This window comes from Robertkochia aurantiaca, from assembly GCF_020166495.1.
GTDB classification, from domain to species: domain Bacteria; phylum Bacteroidota; class Bacteroidia; order Flavobacteriales; family Flavobacteriaceae; genus Robertkochia; species Robertkochia aurantiaca.
Window position 1 is genome coordinate 446,915 of sequence record NZ_JAINZS010000006.1, and the last position, 19,509, is coordinate 466,423.

At 46.7% G+C, this 19,509-nt stretch carries 10 protein-coding genes; 6 read left to right on the forward strand and 4 right to left on the reverse strand.

Going from position 1 to position 19,509, the window contains the following annotated elements:
* Nucleotides 1–4 precede the first annotated feature (4 nt).
* The 4 genes from K7R10_RS13135 to K7R10_RS13150 all read right to left on the reverse strand — a co-directional run bounded on the left by K7R10_RS13135 (nt 5) and on the right by K7R10_RS13150 (nt 9,430).
* Complete coding sequence (locus tag K7R10_RS13135; protein ID WP_224485179.1) at nt 5–3,376, reverse strand: alpha-amylase family glycosyl hydrolase; 3,372 nt, start codon at nt 3,374–3,376, stop codon at nt 5–7.
* 75 nt (nt 3,377–3,451) lie between these two features.
* Nucleotides 3,452–4,834 (reverse strand): SusE domain-containing protein, encoded by a 1,383-nt coding sequence (locus K7R10_RS13140; protein ID WP_224485180.1) that lies wholly within the window; start codon nt 4,832–4,834, stop codon nt 3,452–3,454.
* Between the two features lie 19 nt (nt 4,835–4,853).
* The gene (locus tag K7R10_RS13145) at nt 4,854–6,461 is read right to left on the reverse strand and encodes a RagB/SusD family nutrient uptake outer membrane protein (protein ID WP_224485281.1); all 1,608 of its coding nucleotides are present in this window, start codon (nt 6,459–6,461) and stop codon (nt 4,854–4,856) included.
* A gap of 11 nt (nt 6,462–6,472) precedes the next feature.
* Nucleotides 6,473–9,430 (reverse strand): SusC/RagA family TonB-linked outer membrane protein, encoded by a 2,958-nt coding sequence (locus tag K7R10_RS13150; RefSeq protein ID WP_370631316.1) that lies wholly within the window; start codon nt 9,428–9,430, stop codon nt 6,473–6,475.
* Nucleotides 9,431–9,675: 245 nt separating this feature from the next.
* Between K7R10_RS13150 and K7R10_RS13155 the strand changes: the two genes are divergently transcribed.
* The 6 genes from K7R10_RS13155 to K7R10_RS13180 all read left to right on the forward strand — a co-directional run bounded on the left by K7R10_RS13155 (nt 9,676) and on the right by K7R10_RS13180 (nt 19,508).
* Nucleotides 9,676–10,719 (forward strand): LacI family DNA-binding transcriptional regulator, encoded by a 1,044-nt coding sequence (locus tag K7R10_RS13155; RefSeq protein ID WP_224485182.1) that lies wholly within the window; start codon nt 9,676–9,678, stop codon nt 10,717–10,719.
* Between the two features lie 106 nt (nt 10,720–10,825).
* Nucleotides 10,826–12,355: an MFS transporter gene (locus K7R10_RS13160; protein ID WP_224485183.1), complete on the forward strand. Its 1,530-nt coding sequence runs from the start codon at nt 10,826–10,828 to the stop codon at nt 12,353–12,355.
* Between the two features lie 9 nt (nt 12,356–12,364).
* Nucleotides 12,365–13,021 carry a beta-phosphoglucomutase gene (gene pgmB, locus K7R10_RS13165; protein WP_224485184.1) on the forward strand — a complete coding sequence of 219 codons (657 nt, stop codon included), beginning with the start codon at nt 12,365–12,367 and terminating at the stop codon, nt 13,019–13,021.
* On the forward strand, nt 13,018–15,324 hold the full coding sequence (gene mdxK, locus K7R10_RS13170) for a maltose phosphorylase MdxK (protein ID WP_224485185.1): 2,307 nt from the start codon (nt 13,018–13,020) through the stop codon (nt 15,322–15,324). The genes pgmB and mdxK overlap by 4 nt, the downstream gene beginning before the upstream one ends.
* Nucleotides 15,325–15,353: 29 nt before the next feature.
* Complete coding sequence (locus tag K7R10_RS13175) at nt 15,354–17,186, forward strand: glycoside hydrolase family 13 protein (RefSeq protein WP_224485186.1); 1,833 nt, start codon at nt 15,354–15,356, stop codon at nt 17,184–17,186.
* Between the two features lie 6 nt (nt 17,187–17,192).
* Nucleotides 17,193–19,508 carry an alpha-amylase family glycosyl hydrolase gene (locus K7R10_RS13180; protein ID WP_224485187.1) on the forward strand — a complete coding sequence of 772 codons (2,316 nt, stop codon included), beginning with the start codon at nt 17,193–17,195 and terminating at the stop codon, nt 19,506–19,508.
* Nucleotide 19,509 lies beyond the last annotated feature (1 nt).

Consider the following 19,509-nt stretch of genomic DNA (forward strand, 5'->3'; position numbering starts at 1 on the left):
TGGCTTATTGTTTGATAATTTTAATCGTTTGCTGCAATTCGGTTCCTCTAAGCTCAAGCAGATAGAGACCGGGCTGAAGCTGTCCCAAATCCAGGCTTTTTCTGAATTCTGAATTCTGCAGGCCGAAACTACCTGATTGAACCACTTGTCCGTTCATGGCGAATACCTTAAAAGTCACCGCCCCTTTCTGCTGTTGGGTGAATAGTATTTCGGCTATATCTCTTACAGGATTAGGAAACAGGAAGACGCCCTGACTCAGCATGAAGGTTTCTTCATAAACGCCCTGGCATGATTTGGCGGCGCGAACTTTAAGGGTGTTCAGCCCATCCTGTAGTTCAAGGCTGATGGTTTCTGCCCTGGTTTCAGTAGTGACCCCATTCAATTCGATATAATAAAGGTCAGAACCTTTTAATTCCAGGTTCAGGGTTTTGAGATCTTCGTTCACCTGAGAAAAAACGGCGAGGTCTTCAGGTTCTCCGATGGTTATTTCAAAGCACTGTTCATAGTCAGGCTCAGAAGAAAGGGTAAAGCAAAGCTGATAAGTGCCTGCTGGCAGATCGGCTGCTATCCACTGATTGCCGGAGAAATTTTCGCTCAGGGTAATTCCGTTACCGCTCAGATTCACAGTATAATCCAATGCCTGCTCTGTGCTTACAGTGATCACCCCGTTATCGGCATTGGAACAGGTCTCACCGGTAGATTGAATGCTGTAATTCGAGGTTGGAAGCGTAAAAATTTCGCACCCGGTAACGTCTACGGTAGCACCCAGTGTGGTCCCGGGGCACAGGTCATCAGCGTCGATAACACCGTCACTGTCTTCGTCGGGCGGATTGGTATTCGGAAACAATGCCGACGGCTTATCGGCAAATATTCTGAATTCTCCGGGAGCCAGAGTTATGGTAGCTTCGGGATCGGTAACAACAAATTTCTTGTTTTCTTCAAGCACTTCGTACCAGACGCCTGTTTGCTGGAATCCGGGAACGATGTCCTGTTCTGTTAGTCCGAAGTTCCCGACGATGGTAATTAGAGCTATCTCATCGGTTCCGGCTGAGGTATTTGCGAGATGTATTCGCTTAAGTCCTGAGGAGCCGTTCAGGTCAAGGGTGAAATTCTCACTTTCGAATATGGCTTCTCCTACTGTAAGTTTATTCAGGTCTGACCAGGTTTCATAGATGGCACGCCTTTCGGTTACATCGAAATATTCCCAACGGATCGGTTTGTTTCCGGTTCTGCCATTCTCGTCTATCGATACTTCGTATCCTAATTCTCCGAATTGCCAGATCATTTTCGGTCCTGGAACGGTGAAGAAGAAAGCTCCTGCAATTTCCATCCTCGAAAGGGCTGTGTTAAGATTCGTTACATCGTAACCACCCGTGGCATTGCCGAATTGCAAATTTTTGAACATGAGTCTTTCTTCATCATGACTCTCCATATATGAAATGGCTGCAGGGTTCGAAAAGCCTTTAGCCTGGTAGGAGACACCTGAAAAGTCAGATTTCCCGCTGTCATGGTAGCCCATGGTGGCTTCGTTATAGGGGGTGGTTTGCTTGTTCCACAGCATGATGCCTTTTCCTTCGTCCAGTCGGTATTCGGCCCATTGAGACTCTTCCTCAATAGTGCCCAGATGTTCGAAGATCACCATGAAGTCGTCGTTTGAAGCCCATTGTGTATCGGCGTAGCCTTTAAGAACCTCGATCCGGTCTGCCTGCGGACTATTGGTACAATTATCGTTCGACGGACCGCAATTCTGAGTGAAACCCTTGGTGAGATCCCAGCGAAAGCCGTCTACCTTAAATTCCTCGATCCAGTATTGTACGGTCTGGTTTACGTAATCGCGTGTTGCCTGAGACTGGTGATTGAAGTCGTTGAAAACACTGTAGGAATGCTTTGCCTCGGCATTGAAAAAGGGGTTGTCCTGGGAGGCCGTTCCTCCGGTTCCTCCACCTGAAGTATTCCACATTCTGAAATAGGGATGCTGACCGGTTGCATGGTTATAAACCACATCGATGATCACTGCCATGCCACGTCGGTGGCATTCGTCTATGAGCTGCTTAAAAGCTTCGGGAGTACCATAGTATTTATCAAGTGCCATATGAAAGGAGGGGTTGTAGCCCCAGCTTTCATTGCCGTCGAATTCATTTACAGGCATGAGCTCAATGGCATTGACTCCTAAGGTTTCCAGATAATCGAGTCTCGCTTTTACGGCATCAAAGCTGTGCAGCTCATCAAAATCTCTGATCAGCAGTTCATAGATGACCAGATCTTTTCTCTTGGGAGGCTGAAAGTTCAAGGTGTTGTCTGACCAGTTGAACTCCGGTTGGCCAGTTCGCAGAAGGGTTACGGCTTCGGTCGTCTGGCCTTCGGGGTAGGCAGGGAGGCCGGGGTAGGTTACCTCTGTGATGTACTGGTCGTTAAAAGGATCCAGGATGGTGGTGGAGTAGGGGTCTGCGATATTGATAGAAGATTCCACCATATATTGGAACATGTGATCAAACTGAGGGGTAAGCCCGGTGATCTCGATCCAGAATCGGTCTGTGGCCGGGTCTTTCTTCATAAGGTAGTTGTCGTTGATCTGCCAGTTGGTAAAGTCTCCGATCACATGAACAAATTCTTTCTGAGGTGCGTATAACACCAGGGTGACATGGGTGTTGTCATTGGGGTCGAAGTTGATCCCGTCTTTCAAGCCGGTCGGAAGCGGTTCTTCGGTAACGGTGGGGCTGACAACTGCTGTAAAGCTTTCACTCAGGGTTTCGTTTCCATCGGTTGCACTGAGCGTAAAGTTAGTGGTCTCAGTCACCGTATAGGTATAATTAAAAGCGGTGACGCCTGATGCGGTGTTTACGGTTTGTCCGTTTGCCGTCAGGGTAAAGTCTGAGCTTAATGAAGTCTCGGCAGTGATATTGAATCCGGTGCCTGACTGCACTACCGTAGTGGTCTGGGCTGGCGAAGTGAGGTTTAAGACATACCCGCCCACTTCATATAAAAAGTCTTGTGTTTTCTTATCGCCGGTCCCGTCTTTGGCTTTGGCCAGAAAGCCGATTCGTCCTATGGGGGAGCGGTCGTAAAAAGTTGAGGGGACAAAGGTAATGCTGAAGGTGCCGTCTCCGTTATCGGTCAGTTTCTGGGCTTCATTCGAGCTTTCCCATGTTCCGTTATTGGGCGAATTTTGGATGTTCTGATCGTTTTCGTCAAATGACCATGCCCACAGGTACAGATCTGAAACGCCCCATGCGGCCGGGTCGATATCGGTAAAGGTGATAGTGATCTGGTCGTTTTCACCGAAAGTAGCAGGGTTCACAGTAACAGATGCTTCCTGTTGCTGTGCCCAGCTGAATACCGAAAACAAGGAGATCAGCAGTAGTAATAGTTTTTTCATAAACGGGTTGTTTAAAATAAAAGAGGTTACCGGAACAACCGGTAACCTCTTTTGATATTTGATTCTTATATCATCTTATTGAATCGTATAGGTAGGAGCACCGCTATCACTGAAATCAAGCGTGATAGTGTAGGTTCCTGCAGTTACAACAATGTTGTCTCCATCCTGATCAAGGATTCCATCTGCACCGGTATCACCGTAATTGGTTCCCCAGTCTTCGTTGATACGGAATTTCATTTCACCGTCTAAGAGCGTGATGTCTTTTCCGATCCAAACACCGGGTTGTACTTCTGTAAGCAGGGCATCGGGTCCGGCACCTCCCCAATCATTGTAGGCCGATCCGACAACGCCGAACAACTCAGCCTCTTCGATAGTGTAGGTCTGGTTCGCGATATCCAGAGTGATCAGGTAATACCCGGCACTAACCACGATATTGTCGCCACCGTTATCCAGTGTACCGTCTGCACCGGTATCTCCGTAGTTCACAGCCCAGTCATTGTTAAGTCTGAATTTGATCTCACCATCAGCGAGTTTCACGCCGGCTTTGAAGGTGTTGGTAGTGTAATCATAGTAGAAAGGTTGGTCAGGACCATCCCAGCCATTCGCTGAGGCTTCTCCAACAACTCCCCACTGATATTCTTCCATGGTATAAGTCAGTGCTCCGAGATCCATAGTGATCTTGTAAGTTCCGGCAGTGACCATGATATTGTCTCCTCCTTCATCCAGAGTGCCATCTGCACCGGAATCTCCATAATTGAGGGTCCAGTCATTGTTCTCTCTGAATTTGATCTCCCCATCGGCCAGGTCAACATAAGCAACATAAATGTCTGCCTGATCGGTGGTGTAGAAAGGCTGGTCGGGACCATCCCATCCGTTGGCGGTGGCTGATCCTACGATACCCCATGCAGATACCTCGAACCCATTGCCTCCATCTTCTGATTGTTCGATCAGGGAGATTGTAAGGGCCATGGTCTCAGACATGGTTTCAACTGCGTTCACAGCTCCTGCGTCTCCGACAAAAGCTTTAACCCTGAAGTATACGTCACCGCTATTGTTCGCTTCACCATTCTCATCGGTAGTAGCAGGGTCGTTGTCAAGGCCTTTTATCTCTGCCATCGATAAAAGATCTCTTACCATTACAGCCTGATTGGTGGCTTCGATAGTCCCGGAACTGTAATCTACAGAGGCAAATTCAGGAGTCACAGATCCTTCCAGGATGTAATTTACCGGGGTAGGAGCTTCAAAGTTTGGTTCGTTCCATACAAAACGCTCTGCAACGTTAGAAGCGGTTTCTGATGAAAGAAGGTACTCTTCAGAGAGCGTGTTGGTAAACATAACAGCGTCACTGGGCTCCTGGGCGGTGATCACCAGGTAGTCTTCATTGTCGCAGGAAGTGAAACCTGCACCCACGGCCGCAGCCATGGCAAATATTTGTAAGCTTTTTAAGAATTTTTTCATTGTTCTAGAGTGTTAGTTATTAGTAGCCGGGATTTTGAGTCAAATTGGGGTTGATCTGCAGTACATTGGTAGGCAGTGGGAATAGTTTTCTGTATTCTTCCACCGCTCTACCGTTGGTAGCACCGCCTTTGAAAGGCCATAGATAAGAACCGGAAACGAACTGTCCGTATCGAATCAGGTCGGTTCTTCTGAGTCCTTCCCATTTCAGCTCTCTTGATCTTTCGTCAAGAACGAACTGAGGAGTCAGGTCTCCTTCAGAGATGGCCGGAGCATTGGCTCTTGTGCGTAATTCGTTGATCAGGCTGGCTGCCGTACTCAGGTTTCCGCCACCGCCTTTCACTGCAGCTTCTGCGTAGTTGAGATAGATTTCGCCCAAACGTATCAGGGGCATATCACAGTCGGCAAAGTCACCTGAACTGTCGCTTCCCTGGTTTCCGTTGATATCAACGTTTCGGTATTTGGCAAGCGCATATCCGTCTGAAAAGTTTCCGGCCACTTCTTCGATCTCATAGTCCTGTCCGTCGGTAAAGAAAGTCGCCCTTCCGTCTTCCCAGGCCACCGGGAAGCCGTTGGCATCGGTTTCGGTCTGGGCATAATCGAACTTCTGAACAAGAGCTTTGGTGGTTCTGTAACCGGCCCAGCCTCCGTTTACACCGAACTCGGCAGGATCCATATTACCCCCTACCGGAGCATGACACATAAAGGTTGAGCCACCGAAGGTCTGGGCATTGATCCCGTCGAAGGTTGCCACGAATATGAATTCATTCTGAGCTCCGTTGGTGTCGTTGTCTGCGAGGAATAACTCATCGTAAGCATTGCCGTTTCCGTTACCATCGGTGGTATTGATGGTATACCCGCTGTTGATCACCTGTTCGGCGAATTGCAGGGATTCTGCGTAGCGTGCCTGTCCGGTATAGACCTCTGCATTCAGGTACAATCTTGATAAAAGTGCCCATGCGGCTGCCCGGTCTACTCTTGCGTATTCGTTAGAACGAGGTTCGGGGAGCAATTCCTGTATCTCCAGCAATTCACTTTCGATAAAGGCAAAGATCTCTTCACGATTGCTTTGCTGAGGAAGTTCAGTGCTGATCTCGGTTACCAGGGGAACATTTGCATATAAATCCATCAGGTTGTAATACGCATATGCTCTGACAAACCGGGCTTCAGCTATAAAGGTTTGAGCTTCGGCTGATTCAAGCTGTCCCGCATTCGAGATGAATGAGTTACTAAAAGATACCACCTGTGATAGTCGGTAATACATGGCTTCGGTAAAGTCATTGCTCGATCCCCAGTCCATCAGGTACAGGTTCGGAAGACCCGGGTCACCCCATCCCACAACGGCATGGTCTGTGGTTAGTTCATTCAGGTTGTACAGCATACGGGTAAACTGAGAGAACCCCTCATCGATACGTCCGATATCAGGCTGACCTGCAGGACCCTGTTGCCCGGTCAGGGCCAGGGAGGCATATACCTTGGCGAGGGCGCTTTTAGCTTCCTCTACATTTTGATATACATCGATCTCGGTGAAAAGGTCCGGATCGATAGGGGTCTGGTCCAGGTCGTCGTGGCAAGAGATTACAACCCCTGACACAGCCAGACCTAAGATTAAATATTTAAGCTTCTTCATCATTAAATTTTTTAAAAGTTTAGATCAAGACCCAGTACGAAAACTCTTGGTCTCGGATAGAAGTTGTTGTCTATACCGCCGTTGATCTCAGGATCAAGACCGGAATAGTCAGACGCAACTAGTACGTTGTTACCTGCAAGGTATACTCGGAAAGGTTGGTTGTTCAAACCTTCGTTGAAGGTATACCCTAAAGTTATATTATCTATTCTGAAAAAGGAAGCGTTCTCTACGAAATAGTCGCTTTGCAGACCTACCACGGTCTGGTTTCTGAACTGCGTTTCCAATACATCGGAATTCTGGTTGAAAAGTATGCCCTCATTCAGCCAGATTCCGTTATATGAGGCAGTGCTGGCGATGTTATTGTATACGTAGTTGCCGATGTTGGCGCGGGTTACGGCCTGGAAGTCCCAGTTCTTGTACTGAATGGTTGTATTCAGTCCCATGATCACATCTGCATACGGATCTTTGTAAATATACTTATCATTCTCGTTTACCTGTCCGTCTCCGTTCAGATCGGCATAAGCCCCTTCTATAGGATTGCCGTCTTCATCATAGATCTGCTTGTACACGTAGAAGCTGAAAGGAGCGATTCCTTCCCGGTGAATCTGAATGGTGTTACCCACTCCACCTGAAATACCTCCCACTTCCTGGGTGTCTGGCAGTCTTGTGATGGTGTTATCGTTAAAGGCAACGTTATAGCTGATGTTCCAGTTGAAATCTTTAGTTCGGATTGGGGTGTAGCTTAATTCAAGTTCCACACCTTTGTTTTCCATATCTCCGATGTTGTCAGAAATGATGTTTCCGAAGTTGGTGAACGGATCGACCACTACATCGGTGATCAGGTCTTCGGTGATCTTCAGGTAGGTGTTTACGGCTCCTGTGAGACGACCTTCCATGATGCTGAAGTCAACCCCTGCATTAAAGGTGTTACCAACCTCCCAGCGCAGGTTTTCGTTTACCGGCTCGGGACGATAGGTTCTGAAGAATTGATTGCCCAGCTGGTATTGTGCCGTCTGGGTACTGATCACATATCGGGTCAGGAAGTTATAGTCACCAAGCCCGTTTACGTTACCTACTTCACCGTATCCGACTCTGAGTTTTAACTGATCAAAGAAACCACCATCCATAAAGTCTTCCTCATGAATGTTCCAGGCTACGGCAGCTGAAGGGAAAAAGCCCCAGCGGTCATCCGGATTCAGCTTTGAAGAGGCATCTGCTCTCATTGTTGCTGTGATCAGGTATTTATTGCTGATGTCGTAGTTCACCCTTCCGAAGTAAGAAAGAAGTACGTTTCTCGAACGGTCAACAAATTGCTGGTCGATGGTTCTTTCATCGTTGAGCGACCCGTCTTCGTTGAGGAAGCGTGTGAGGTTGCTTGAAAAATTATCGAACTCAAAGCGCTGGTAAGAATAACCTGCCGTTGCATCAAGCGTGCTGTTTCCAAACTCTTTATTGTAGTTGAAATAAATATCCAACAGGTAGTTGTCTGCCTCCTGGGTATAGATATTGGTAGAGCCGTCAAAACCTGCCTGCGCAGTGGGCAGATTAGGTGCTGTAACTCGTGATCCTTCGCTCTCAGAGATATCGATACCGGCATTTACAGTAGCGGTCAGTCCTTCGAGGAATGGCAATTCGTAGTCAGCCTTGAAATTACCCACAAGGCGGTCGACCGTAGCCTGATCTTCAATAAGATCCAGAAGCGCTACCGGGTTAGTGGGAGCGAGGTTCAATTGACGTGGGGGGTTACCGTTGTCGAGGAAGGAATAATAACCAAAATCGGTTCCATTTTCATCGGTAAAAGCGAAATAAGGCGAATTCACATCGTATACCGGTTTGGTCGGATCGAAAGAATTGGCACTTCCGATAGCTCCGCGGTCTGCAAAAGTGTTATCGGTACGTGATATTCTTGCATTGAATTCGAGGCGAAGGGCATCGTCGAACAGCATAGGTCGAATATTGATAGAAGCTGTTCCTCTTTTGAGGTTATCACCCATCAGGATACCTCCCTGGTCGGTATACCCTGCAGAAGCTCTGAATGGGAGTCCAAACAACCCGCCTTGAGCGCTCAGGGTATGATCACTACCAAAGGCGGTGGTATAGATCTGATCCTGCCAGTCTGTATTGGCATTCCCCAGCCGGGAAATATAGTCTTCGTTCCCCGTATTGGTTACCACCTCTCTGAACTCATCAGCCGTTAATACGTCTACGAAGTTCGTAGGCTCATATACAGAAGTAATATTTCGGTAATTCAGTTTCAGGTCACCCACCTTACCTTTTTTGGTCGTGATCAGTATCACCCCGTTCGCTGCACGGGCACCGTATATAGAGGTGGCCGAGGCATCTTTCAGGATACTGATAGACTCAATGTCATTAGGGTTGATCAGGTTGAGGGGGTTTCTTGTTCCGCCTACCCCGCCATCGTTCAACGGCACCCCGTCGATCACGTATAGCGGATTAGAGTTCAGGGTAAGGGAGCTTATACCTCTGATCAGTACGTTTGAGCCTTCGCCCGGCGCACCACTGTTGCTGGAGATCGATACCCCGGCAACCTTACCTTGTATCAGCTGTTGAGGCGATACGATAGGTCCCTGGTTGAAATCTTCATCGGTCACCAGGTTTACAGCCCCAGTAGCATCTTTTTTCTTCACGGTACCATAACCGATGACCACCACCTCATCAAGAGCCTGGGCATCTTCGGTCAATGCTACATTAATAGTAGAAGAATTTACCGTCTTTTCCTGGGTTTGGAACCCGATATAGGAAAAGACCAGCACATCACCATTTTCGGCCTCGATGGAATAGTTCCCGTCAAAATCGGTCGCCGTACCCACCGTAGTACCTTTCACAACCACGTTCACACCGGGCATGGGTGTTCCCGTGGCAGCTTCCGTCACCACACCGCTTACCATTTGTTGCGCCAAAAGTCCGAGCGGACTCAGTAACAACAGCAGGAGGATGTATCTTTGCATTGTTCTCATACAATAATTTTAGATAGTTAAGTATTAGTTTGAAACAGTTATTTAAAACTGTATGCATCATTTCTCGGTGTTAAAAATATGTAAAGAGCAAGGCGGGAAAGGTGATAAAAGTCACTAAACCAAAGCGAAAACGTTTTCGTGTTAAAAACTTTTTAAATATTCAGAACCCCGTTTTTTTAAAGGGAATAAGTGATAAATTGCTAATATCTTGCTATGAAAAATGTCAAAATCTCACTATGAAAAGGAAAGTGACCCTGAAGCAAATCGCAAAAGAGCTCGATGTTTCGGTCTCAACGGTTTCTAAGGCGTTAAGAAACAGTAAAGAAATAAGCCAGGATACCATAGATAAGGTACAGGCTTTTGCCAAGCTGTATAATTACCGGCCTAATAACATTGCGATCAGTCTGAAGAACCGGAAGTCGAAAAATATCGGGGTGATCATTCCTGAGATCGTGCATCATTTTTTTACCATGGTGATCAGCGGGATCGAAAATGTAGCTAATGAGCAAGGCTATAATGTGATCGTTTGTCTTTCGAACGAATCATTCGATAAGGAAGTGATCAATATGGAAACTTTGGCAAACGGCAGTATCGATGGGTTTATTATTTCTGTATCAAAGGAAACCCAGCAGCGTCGGGACTTTCATCACTTGAGAGAAGTCGTCAACCAGGGAATGCCGCTGGTGATGTTCGACAGGGTAGCCGACGAGATCTATTGCGACAAGGTGGTGATCGATGATGCTCAGGCAGCATATAACGCTGTCAATCATCTTATTGAAACAGGTTGCCGTCGCATTGCACTGATCACTACAGAAGATTATGTAAGTGTGGGAAACCTGCGAACTTTGGGTTATCTCAATGCTCTCCGGGATGCCGGAATCGAGGTTAACGAAAACCTTGTAGTAAAAGTGAACAGTGAGCAGGAATGCCGTGAAAAAGTCGCAAAACTATTTAAATATCAGGTGGTTGACGGAGTGTTTGCGGTTAATGAGCTTTATGCTCTTATCGCCATGAGGGAAGCTCAGAACCGTGACCTGAAGATACCCGATGATGTTTCCTTTATCGGTTTCACCGACGGGCTGCTTTCGCAGTACTCGAACCCGACATTGACCACGGTGGTACAGCACGGTTATGAGATCGGTCAGCACGCCGGTCAAATGCTCATCGATAAACTGGAAGAACGGGAGGCAGATGATTATTTCAGAACTGAGGTGATCAAGACAAGTATCCTGAAGAGAGAGTCCACAAAATCAGGCGATAATCTTAAGGTTAGCCAGTAAAAAAAACGTATATTAGCCGCTCAAAACTTATGCATCACTTCTCACCTGTTTATAAGTTTTGATAAGTGTAGACGCTTATCGTACTGTGTTCTAATTAATTACGATAATGAAAAAGCGTACCTTAAGTTTCTGGGAAATCTGGAATATGAGTTTCGGATTCCTGGGGATCCAGATGGGATTTGCCCTCCAAAATGCCAATGTTAGCCGAATCTTTCAAACCCTTGGGGCCAAGATAGATGATATACCCATACTCTGGGTGGCAGCGCCTCTGACCGGTTTGATCGTTCAGCCGATCATAGGGTATTTCAGCGACCGTACCTGGACCCGCCTCGGAAGACGAAGACCTTATTTCCTGGCAGGAGCCATACTGGCCTCTGCAGCTTTACTCATCATGCCCAATTCACCTTATTTATGGTTCGCCGCAGGAATGTTATGGGTAATGGATGCCTCCATTAATGTCTCCATGGAGCCTTTCAGGGCTTTTGTGGGTGATAATCTGCCCGACCGGCAACGCACCATGGGCTTTGCCATGCAAAGCTTTTTTATAGGGATTGGAGCCTATATCGCATCGAAACTTCCTAATATATTAACGAATATGGGGGTGGCCAATACCGCTCCTGAAGGGGTGATCCCCGATTCAGTGAAATATTCCTTCTATATTGGAGGTGGTGCTTTTCTGCTTACCGTATTATGGACTGTTTTCACTTCTAAAGAATATAGCCCTGAAGAATTGCAGGCTTTCGAAGATGATGATAAGGAAGGGTATGAAAAGGAGGAAAAATCTGCATCATGGTTTCGGGAAAACGGGAAGCGACACAGCCTGATCGGGTTGATCGCCATGATTATTGGTCTTTCTTTTACATGGTGTATCAGTTATTTTGATCTGAAAAAAGATCTTTATGTGCTTTCTCTTGGGCTTATCGCCCTGGGCGGACTCGCACTGATCATTTCGGGATGGCTTCAACAGAAAGGGAAATATGATAATGGTTTTATTACCATTATGAATGATTTTCAGTTCATGCCAAAGGTGATGAAGCAATTGGCATGGGTGCAGTTCTTCTCCTGGTTCGCGCTTTTTTCAATGTGGATCTATACCACACCTGCGGTTACTGAACATATCTATAAGACCGTGGATACGACCTCAGAGGCTTTTAATACCGGAGCCAATCAGGTTGGTGAAATGTTTGCCAATTACAATATCATCGCTGCTGCCGTAGCCTTTTTGTTACCGGTCATTGCGAAACGCAGCAGTCGCAGGTTTACTCATTTCCTGGCACTGGCCATAGGGGGTGTGGGACTGATGTCGATTTATTTTGTTACCGAGCCTACCGCCATGAATCTTGAATGGTTGCCCATGATCGCTGTTGGTATTGCATGGGCAAGTATATTGTCGGTGCCTTATGCCATGCTTTCGGGCGCCTTGCCTGCAGATAAGATGGGGTATTACATGGGGGTGTTTAACTTCTTTATCGTAATTCCGCAATTGGTTGCTGCGTCTATCTTAGGATTTATGGTGAACGTGTTTTTTGATAATAAGCCTATTTATGCACTCCTGATCGGGGGTGTAAGTATGATCATTGCCGGCCTTTTGTCATTAAGGGTTGATGATGAAGATAATGTTGTTATAGAAGATTAGTATATTTATATGAAAGGATTAATTTTTGACCTTGACGGGGTTATAGTAGATACGGCCCGATTTCATTTTCTGGCCTGGAGTAAGACGGCAGAAGAATTGGGCTATGAACTTACCGAAGAGAAGAATGAAGAACTGAAAGGAGTGAGTCGTATTGATTCGCTGAAAAAAATATTGTCATGGGCGGGAACTACCATCGAAGATGAACAATTCCGCAAAATGACCGCAGAAAAAAATGAAGACTATCTGTCTTACGTCGATAAGATGACCACAGACGATATTCTTCCCGGTGTTTATGATCTTATCGCTGATCTGAAAGCCAAAGGCTACCCCATTGCCCTGGGATCTGCCAGTAAAAATGCCCCTCGTATACTTAAAAAAACAGGAATGTACGAAATGTTCGATGCCATTGTTGACGGGAACAGTGTGAGTAAAGCCAAACCGGATCCTGAAGTGTTCCTGGTAGCGGCTGAGGCCATACAGGTGGCTCCTGAAAACTGCGTGGTGTTCGAAGATTCTTCAGCCGGAGTGACTGCGGCAAAACGCGCAGGAATGATCGCTATTGGTATCGGGGATCAGCAGGTGCTGGGCCATGCCGATTTCGTATTTCCCGACCTGAAGGAAATGAGTGTTAATTTTATTGAAAACCTTGAAAACAAAGCAAAATGAATCAGGATTATATAGTGCCGAATGAATGGTCGTTGATCGAAGAAGGATTCGAAGCAGGGAGAGTAAAATCTTCTGAAAGTTTATTTAGTATGGGTAACGGGGCCATGGGCCAGCGTGCTAATTTTGAAGAGACCTACACCGGTCCGACCTTCCAGGGGAGTTACATCGGCGGGGTGTATTACCCCGATAAGACCCGTGTGGGCTGGTGGAAAAACGGCTATCCTGAATATTTTGCAAAAGTACTGAATGCTCCCAACTGGATCGGAATCAACGTGAAGGTGAACGGAGAAGAGCTTGATCTGAACAACTGTAAGAAGGTTGATGATTTCAGACGTGAGCTCAATATGAAAGAAGGGTGGCATGAAAGAAGCTTTGTGGCAACCCTTCAGAACGGAGCCAGGGTAAAAGTCAGGGCGCGTCGCTTCCTGAGTCTGGAAATGGATGAGGTGGGAGTGATCAGGTATGATGTGACTCCTGTCAATATGGATGCCGTTATAGAGTTCAATCCTTATGTAGACGGGGGTATCAAGAACGAAGATTCCAACTGGGATGATAAGTTCTGGGATGTATATGAAACCGAAGCGGCTGCCGATCACGCCTATGTGGTATCAAAGACCATGAAAACCGAATTTCACGTTTGCACGGGTATGAAGGCCCGTGTCTTTAAGAACGATCAGTCACTGGAAATCGAGCCCGGCCTGCATAAAGACGCATTTAAGAGCGGACAGCTGTTTGCCGTAAAAACCGCTGAGGGAGAAACCGCATCGATCGTGAAGATGGCGGGTTATGTCACCTCATTAAATCATAAAAAGGAAGATCTTTTAAGCGCTTCGCAAAGTGTGCTCGACAAGGCCATGTCGAAAGGCTATGAAACGATGCTTGAAGATCAGAAAGCCCAATGGGCAGGAATCTGGGAGATGGCAGATATTTCCATCGAAGGTGATGTGAAAGCCCAGCAGGGTATTCGCTTTAATATCTTTCAGCTCAACCAGACATATACAGGTAGAGATGCCCGTCTGAATATAGGGCCTAAAGGATTTACCGGTGAAAAATACGGAGGAAGTACCTATTGGGACACCGAAGCCTATTGTATTCCGTTCTATATGGCAACCAAAGATCAGCAGGTGGCCAGAAATCTTTTGAAATACCGTTATAACCATCTTCAGAAGGCCATCGAAAACGCTGAAAAATTAGGTTTCAAGAACGGAGCAGCTCTTTATCCCATGGTAACCATGAACGGGGAAGAGTGTCATAACGAATGGGAGATCACCTTCGAGGAGATCCACAGAAACGGGGCGATCGCATTTGCCATTTATAATTACGTGAGGTACACCGGTGATTACAGTTATGTGCCTGAAATGGGGCTGGAAGTGCTAATCGGGATCGCAAGATTCTGGCATCAACGAGCGAATTACTCGGCCCAAAAAGAAAAGTATGTCATTCTTGGGGTTACCGGTCCGAATGAGTATGAAAATAACATCAACAATAACTGGTATACCAACTACATCGCTAAGTGGTGTATTGAATTCGCAGCGAAGAATCTCAAAAAGATAAAAGACGAGTATCCTGACGATTTCAATCGCATCACCAAAAAGACCAACCTTAATAACGAGGAAGTGAACGGTTGGATGAATGTGGCCGAAAACATGTACTTCCCTTATTCGGAAGAGCATGGGGTATACCTTCAGCAGGACGGTTTTCTCGATAAGGAAATGATCACGGTTGAGAATCTTGATCAGTCTCAGCGCCCCATTAATCAGCATTGGTCATGGGACCGCATTTTAAGATCGCCTTACATCAAACAGGCCGATACCCTGCAGGGATTCTATTTCTTTGAGGATCACTTTACCAAAGACGAACTGGAGAAGCATTACGATTTCTACGAGCCGTTCACCGTTCATGAGTCATCGCTTTCGCCGTGTGTGCACAGCATACAGGCAGCCGTTCTTGACCGTATGGAACAGGCGTATACGTTCTACCTGAGAACCTCACGCCTTGACCTTGACGATTATAACAAAGAGGTGCACGAAGGACTTCATATCACCTCTATGGCAGGAACCTGGATGAGTATCGTTGAAGGTTTCGGTGGCCTGCGTATTCGAGAAGGGAAACCTACGCTTCATACGCGTATTCCGAAACAGTGGAAGGCTTATTCCTTTAAGCTTAATTTCAGAGGTACCGTGCTAAAGGTGGAGGTGAGTCAGAAAGAGACCAGCGTTAAGGTGGAAAGCGGAGATCCTATAGAAGTTTCGGTGAACGGAAGGGAAATGAAGGTCTCTAAGGAAACTGCTCAAAAAGTATGATGATTTTCAAACCCTAAGTCTACAATTAAATGAGTTATAAAATTGTTCTGCCCTTGCTGCTTTTCAGTGCGCTATTACGGGCACAGGTGGAAAGGGTGGAACCTCCTTTCTGGTGGGAAGATATGAATCATGATAAGGTTCAGCTGATGCTTTATGGTGATGCGATCGCACAAAAATCGGTAAGCTCTGAAGATCTTCCTGTTCTTAATGTGCTGAAAACCGAAAACCAGAACTACCTTTTCGTTACTGTAGATACCGGTGATCTTTCAGCCGGGAGCTATGAGTTGGTATTGACCGCATCAGACGGAACTACCGAAACCGTGGATTACGAGTTAAGATCAAGGCGTGAAGCAAGTGGGCTGAGGCAAGGGTTCGATTCTTCAGACCTTATCTATCTATTAATGCCTGACCGCTTTGCAAACGGGAACCCGGAGAACGACAGTCATCCTGCGTTGAAGGAGAAGGCAGACCGTTCATTTGACGGAGGCCGTCATGGTGGAGATATAGAGGGAATCATACAAAATCTCGACTATATCGAAAATCTGGGAGCTACAGCTATCTGGAGCACTCCCCTCTGCGAGGATGACGATGAACGATACTCGTATCATACCTATGCCCAGAGCGACGTCTACCGCATCGATCCGCGTTACGGAACCAATGAAGATTACAAGAGACTTGCTTCAGAGCTGCATAAGCGGGAGATGAAGTTGATCATGGATTACGTAACCAACCACTGGGGACTGGAGCACTGGATGATTCAGGATCTGCCTGCTTATGACTGGATTCATCAGTTCCCGGGTTATGGGCAGACCAATTATCGCATGACCACCCAGATGGACCCCAATGCCTCGGCTATCGATACCCGGTACAACGAAGATGGCTGGTTCGTACGCTCTATGCCTGATCTCAATCAGGAAAATCCCCTGGTGTTGAATTACCTGATTCAGAATGCCATTTGGTGGATTGAATATGCTGACCTGGATGGGTTCAGGGTAGATACGTATTCCTACGGAAATAAAAAGGCAATGGCCGAATGGACCAATGCTGTCATGAAGGAGTATCCCAATTTTAACATCGTCGGGGAAGTATGGATGCATGACCAGGCTCAGATCGCCTACTGGCAAAAAGACAGTGAACTCGGTGCAATTCAGAGTTTTAATTCTCATCTTCCTTCGGTTATGGACTTCACACTTCACAATGGGGTGATGGAGGCCTTTCGGGAGGAGAACCCGGGCTGGAATAAGGGAATGATCACTATTTATGAGAATTTCGTGAATGACTTTCTGTATCCTGATATCGATAACATCATGGTATTTGCCGAAAACCATGATACTCCGCGCATCAACGAGTTATACCGCGATTTCAGGGATTACCGCCTGATCATGACCCTGATCGCAACCGTCAGGGGTATTCCCCAGATCTACTATGGATCAGAGATCGGCATGCAGGGAGACAAGCAAAAAGGAGATGGAGATATCAGAAGGGACTTCCCGGGAGGTTGGTCCGGTGATAAAGTAAGCGCCTTTAAAGCTGAAGGCCGCACCAAGCAACAGAAACAATACTATGATTTTTCGTCTCAGTTGTTCAACTGGAGAAAGAATGCTGAGGTTATTCACAGGGGAGAAACGACACACTTCGTTCCTGCCAATGAGACCTATGTCTATTTCAGGCACGACGACACTAACCTTGTGATGGTGGTGTTAAATAATAGCGAGGAAGTTCAGACTATCGACCTCCGGCGGTTCTCTGAAATGCTGAAGGACGAAATCTCCGGCTATGATATCCTGCAAGGTAAACAGGTCAAACTTGAAAAGACATTGGAAGTTTCGGGAAAAACACCCATGATCATAGAGATAAAATAACCCCACATGATTTATAAAATTCGAATAGGAAAAAGCCATGTCTTTGGATTGTTTGGCGCATTTCTGCTGGCGACCCTGAGCTCCTGCGAAGAGCCGGGAAGTGCCATCGCTCTTACCGAGGTGATCGCCCCTCTTGCTACCCCGGTCTATCTCGATCCGGGTAAGAACACCATTTTGTTGTCAGACTATTTTCTGGAATCAGACGTGATCGATTCGGTAGCTGGAAATGAACAGTTAGAGATGGACTACAACGCGGAAACAGCTCAATTATTCATCGAGCCAGTCGAAGAAATGGATGCGGTTACCAACCTGAGGGTGTATGCCAACGGAGGTAAGCCGGTAGATATCCCTGTGTTTAAACCAACAGCTGAGGAGGTAACCTTCGCTCTTGAAGATCCTGAAAAGCAATATGGTTCAGTTATGATCAAGGGAGCCTTCAATGGCTGGGTAGCCGAACGCTCGGTGATGCAGTACGAAAATGGCATATGGACCTACACCGCCACTTTTTATCCGGGAGACCATCAGTATCTGATGGTGGCAGACGGACGAGAGATGACAGATCCCGGAAACTCCGCTATTGTTAGCAATGGCATGGGCGGACAGAACTCAGTGCTTCGGGTGGGAGATCAAAATAAAAAACACTTTGTTTTTACTTCAAGGCTTGAAGGGAAGAACATTAGTCTGAATTCATCTGTCGGGGATCTTGCTATGAAGGTATACCTGGATAACACCCTGCTTGATGATGTGGTTTCCAGGAAATCTGATTCGGTATTTCACCTGCGTCTTCCCGATCTTCAGCTGGAAGGAAGACACTTTATAAGAATTTATCCTTACGGAGATCAGGGACGTACCAATGATCTTCTGATACCGCTTCATGACGGGGAAGTAGTAACCGATGCAGCAAGGCTGAACCGGTCAGACTTTCATACTATGATCATGTATTTTCTCATGGTCGACCGCTTCAGAGACGGAAACCGGGCAAATACTCAAAAAGTTCAGAATGATACCATACTTCCCATTGCTAATTATTTTGGTGGTGACCTTAAGGGAGTGTATGATGTTATCAATGAGGGTTACTTTGATTCCCTGGGAGTGAACACCATCTGGCTTTCTCCCATAACACAAAATCCTTATGGCGCCTATGGCCTATGGAAAGAACCATACACCCGCTTTTCCGGATATCATGGTTACTGGCCCATATCAAATACCGATATCGATGTGCGATTCGGGGATTCGGCGGTTTTCAGTAATCTCATAGATGCGGCTCACCAAAAGGAAATGAATGTGGTGCTGGATTATGTTGCCAACCACGTGCATAAGGAACACCCGTTATACCGCAAAAACCCCGAATGGGCTACAGATCTTTACCTGCCAGACGGCAGCCTGAACACAGAACGATGGGACGATCATCGCCTGACCACCTGGTTTGATACCCATCTTCCGACCCTTGATTTTTCAAAGCCTGAGGTGGTCGAAAAAATGACCGATTCAGCCCTGTATTGGGTTGAAAATTTCGAACTTGACGGCTTCAGACACGATGCCACAAAACACATACAGGAGTCTTTCTGGAGAACCCTGACCGAGAAAGTGCGTTCTCGTGTAAACAGGCCGGTTTATCAGATCGGGGAGACCTACGGGAGTTATGATCTGATAAGAAGCTATATACATACAGGGATGCTCGATGCACAATTCGATTTCAACCTGTACGATGCTTCAGTAAGTGCCTTTGCGCGTAAAGATGCATCTTTTGGTCCCCTGGCCGATGGATTAAAACAGGGTCTGGAGTACTATGGCAGTCATCACCTGATGGGAAATATTACCGGGAACCAGGACAGGGCACGATTTTTAAGTTATGCCTCAGGCGATGTAAGGTTCGATGAAGATGCCAAGGTCGCCGGCTGGACCAGAGATATCATAGTAAGTGATTCTGCTGCCTATAAAAATCTCGAAATGCTGCATGCTTTTAACCTCAGTATACCAGGAGTGCCTTGTATATATTACGGAGATGAATACGGAGTGCCGGGAGGAAACGACCCGGATAACCGGAGGCAGATGAAATTTGAAGGCCTCACGGCCAGGCAGGCGGCACTGCTTGAAAAGGTTTCAGAGCTCACACGGATGAGGAGAAGTAATATGGCTCTTCTTTACGGTTCGACCCAGGTGGCCGTTCCCGAAGAGAAAGTCCTCCTGCTTAAACGCAAATATTTTAACAATGAGGTGATCGTCATATTCAATAAAGGGGAGAAGGCCTGGACCGGAAATGCTTTTGGCAGCCAGGCGGAGGTCGGCCCAATGGACTATGAAATCATCGTAAAGAATTAAG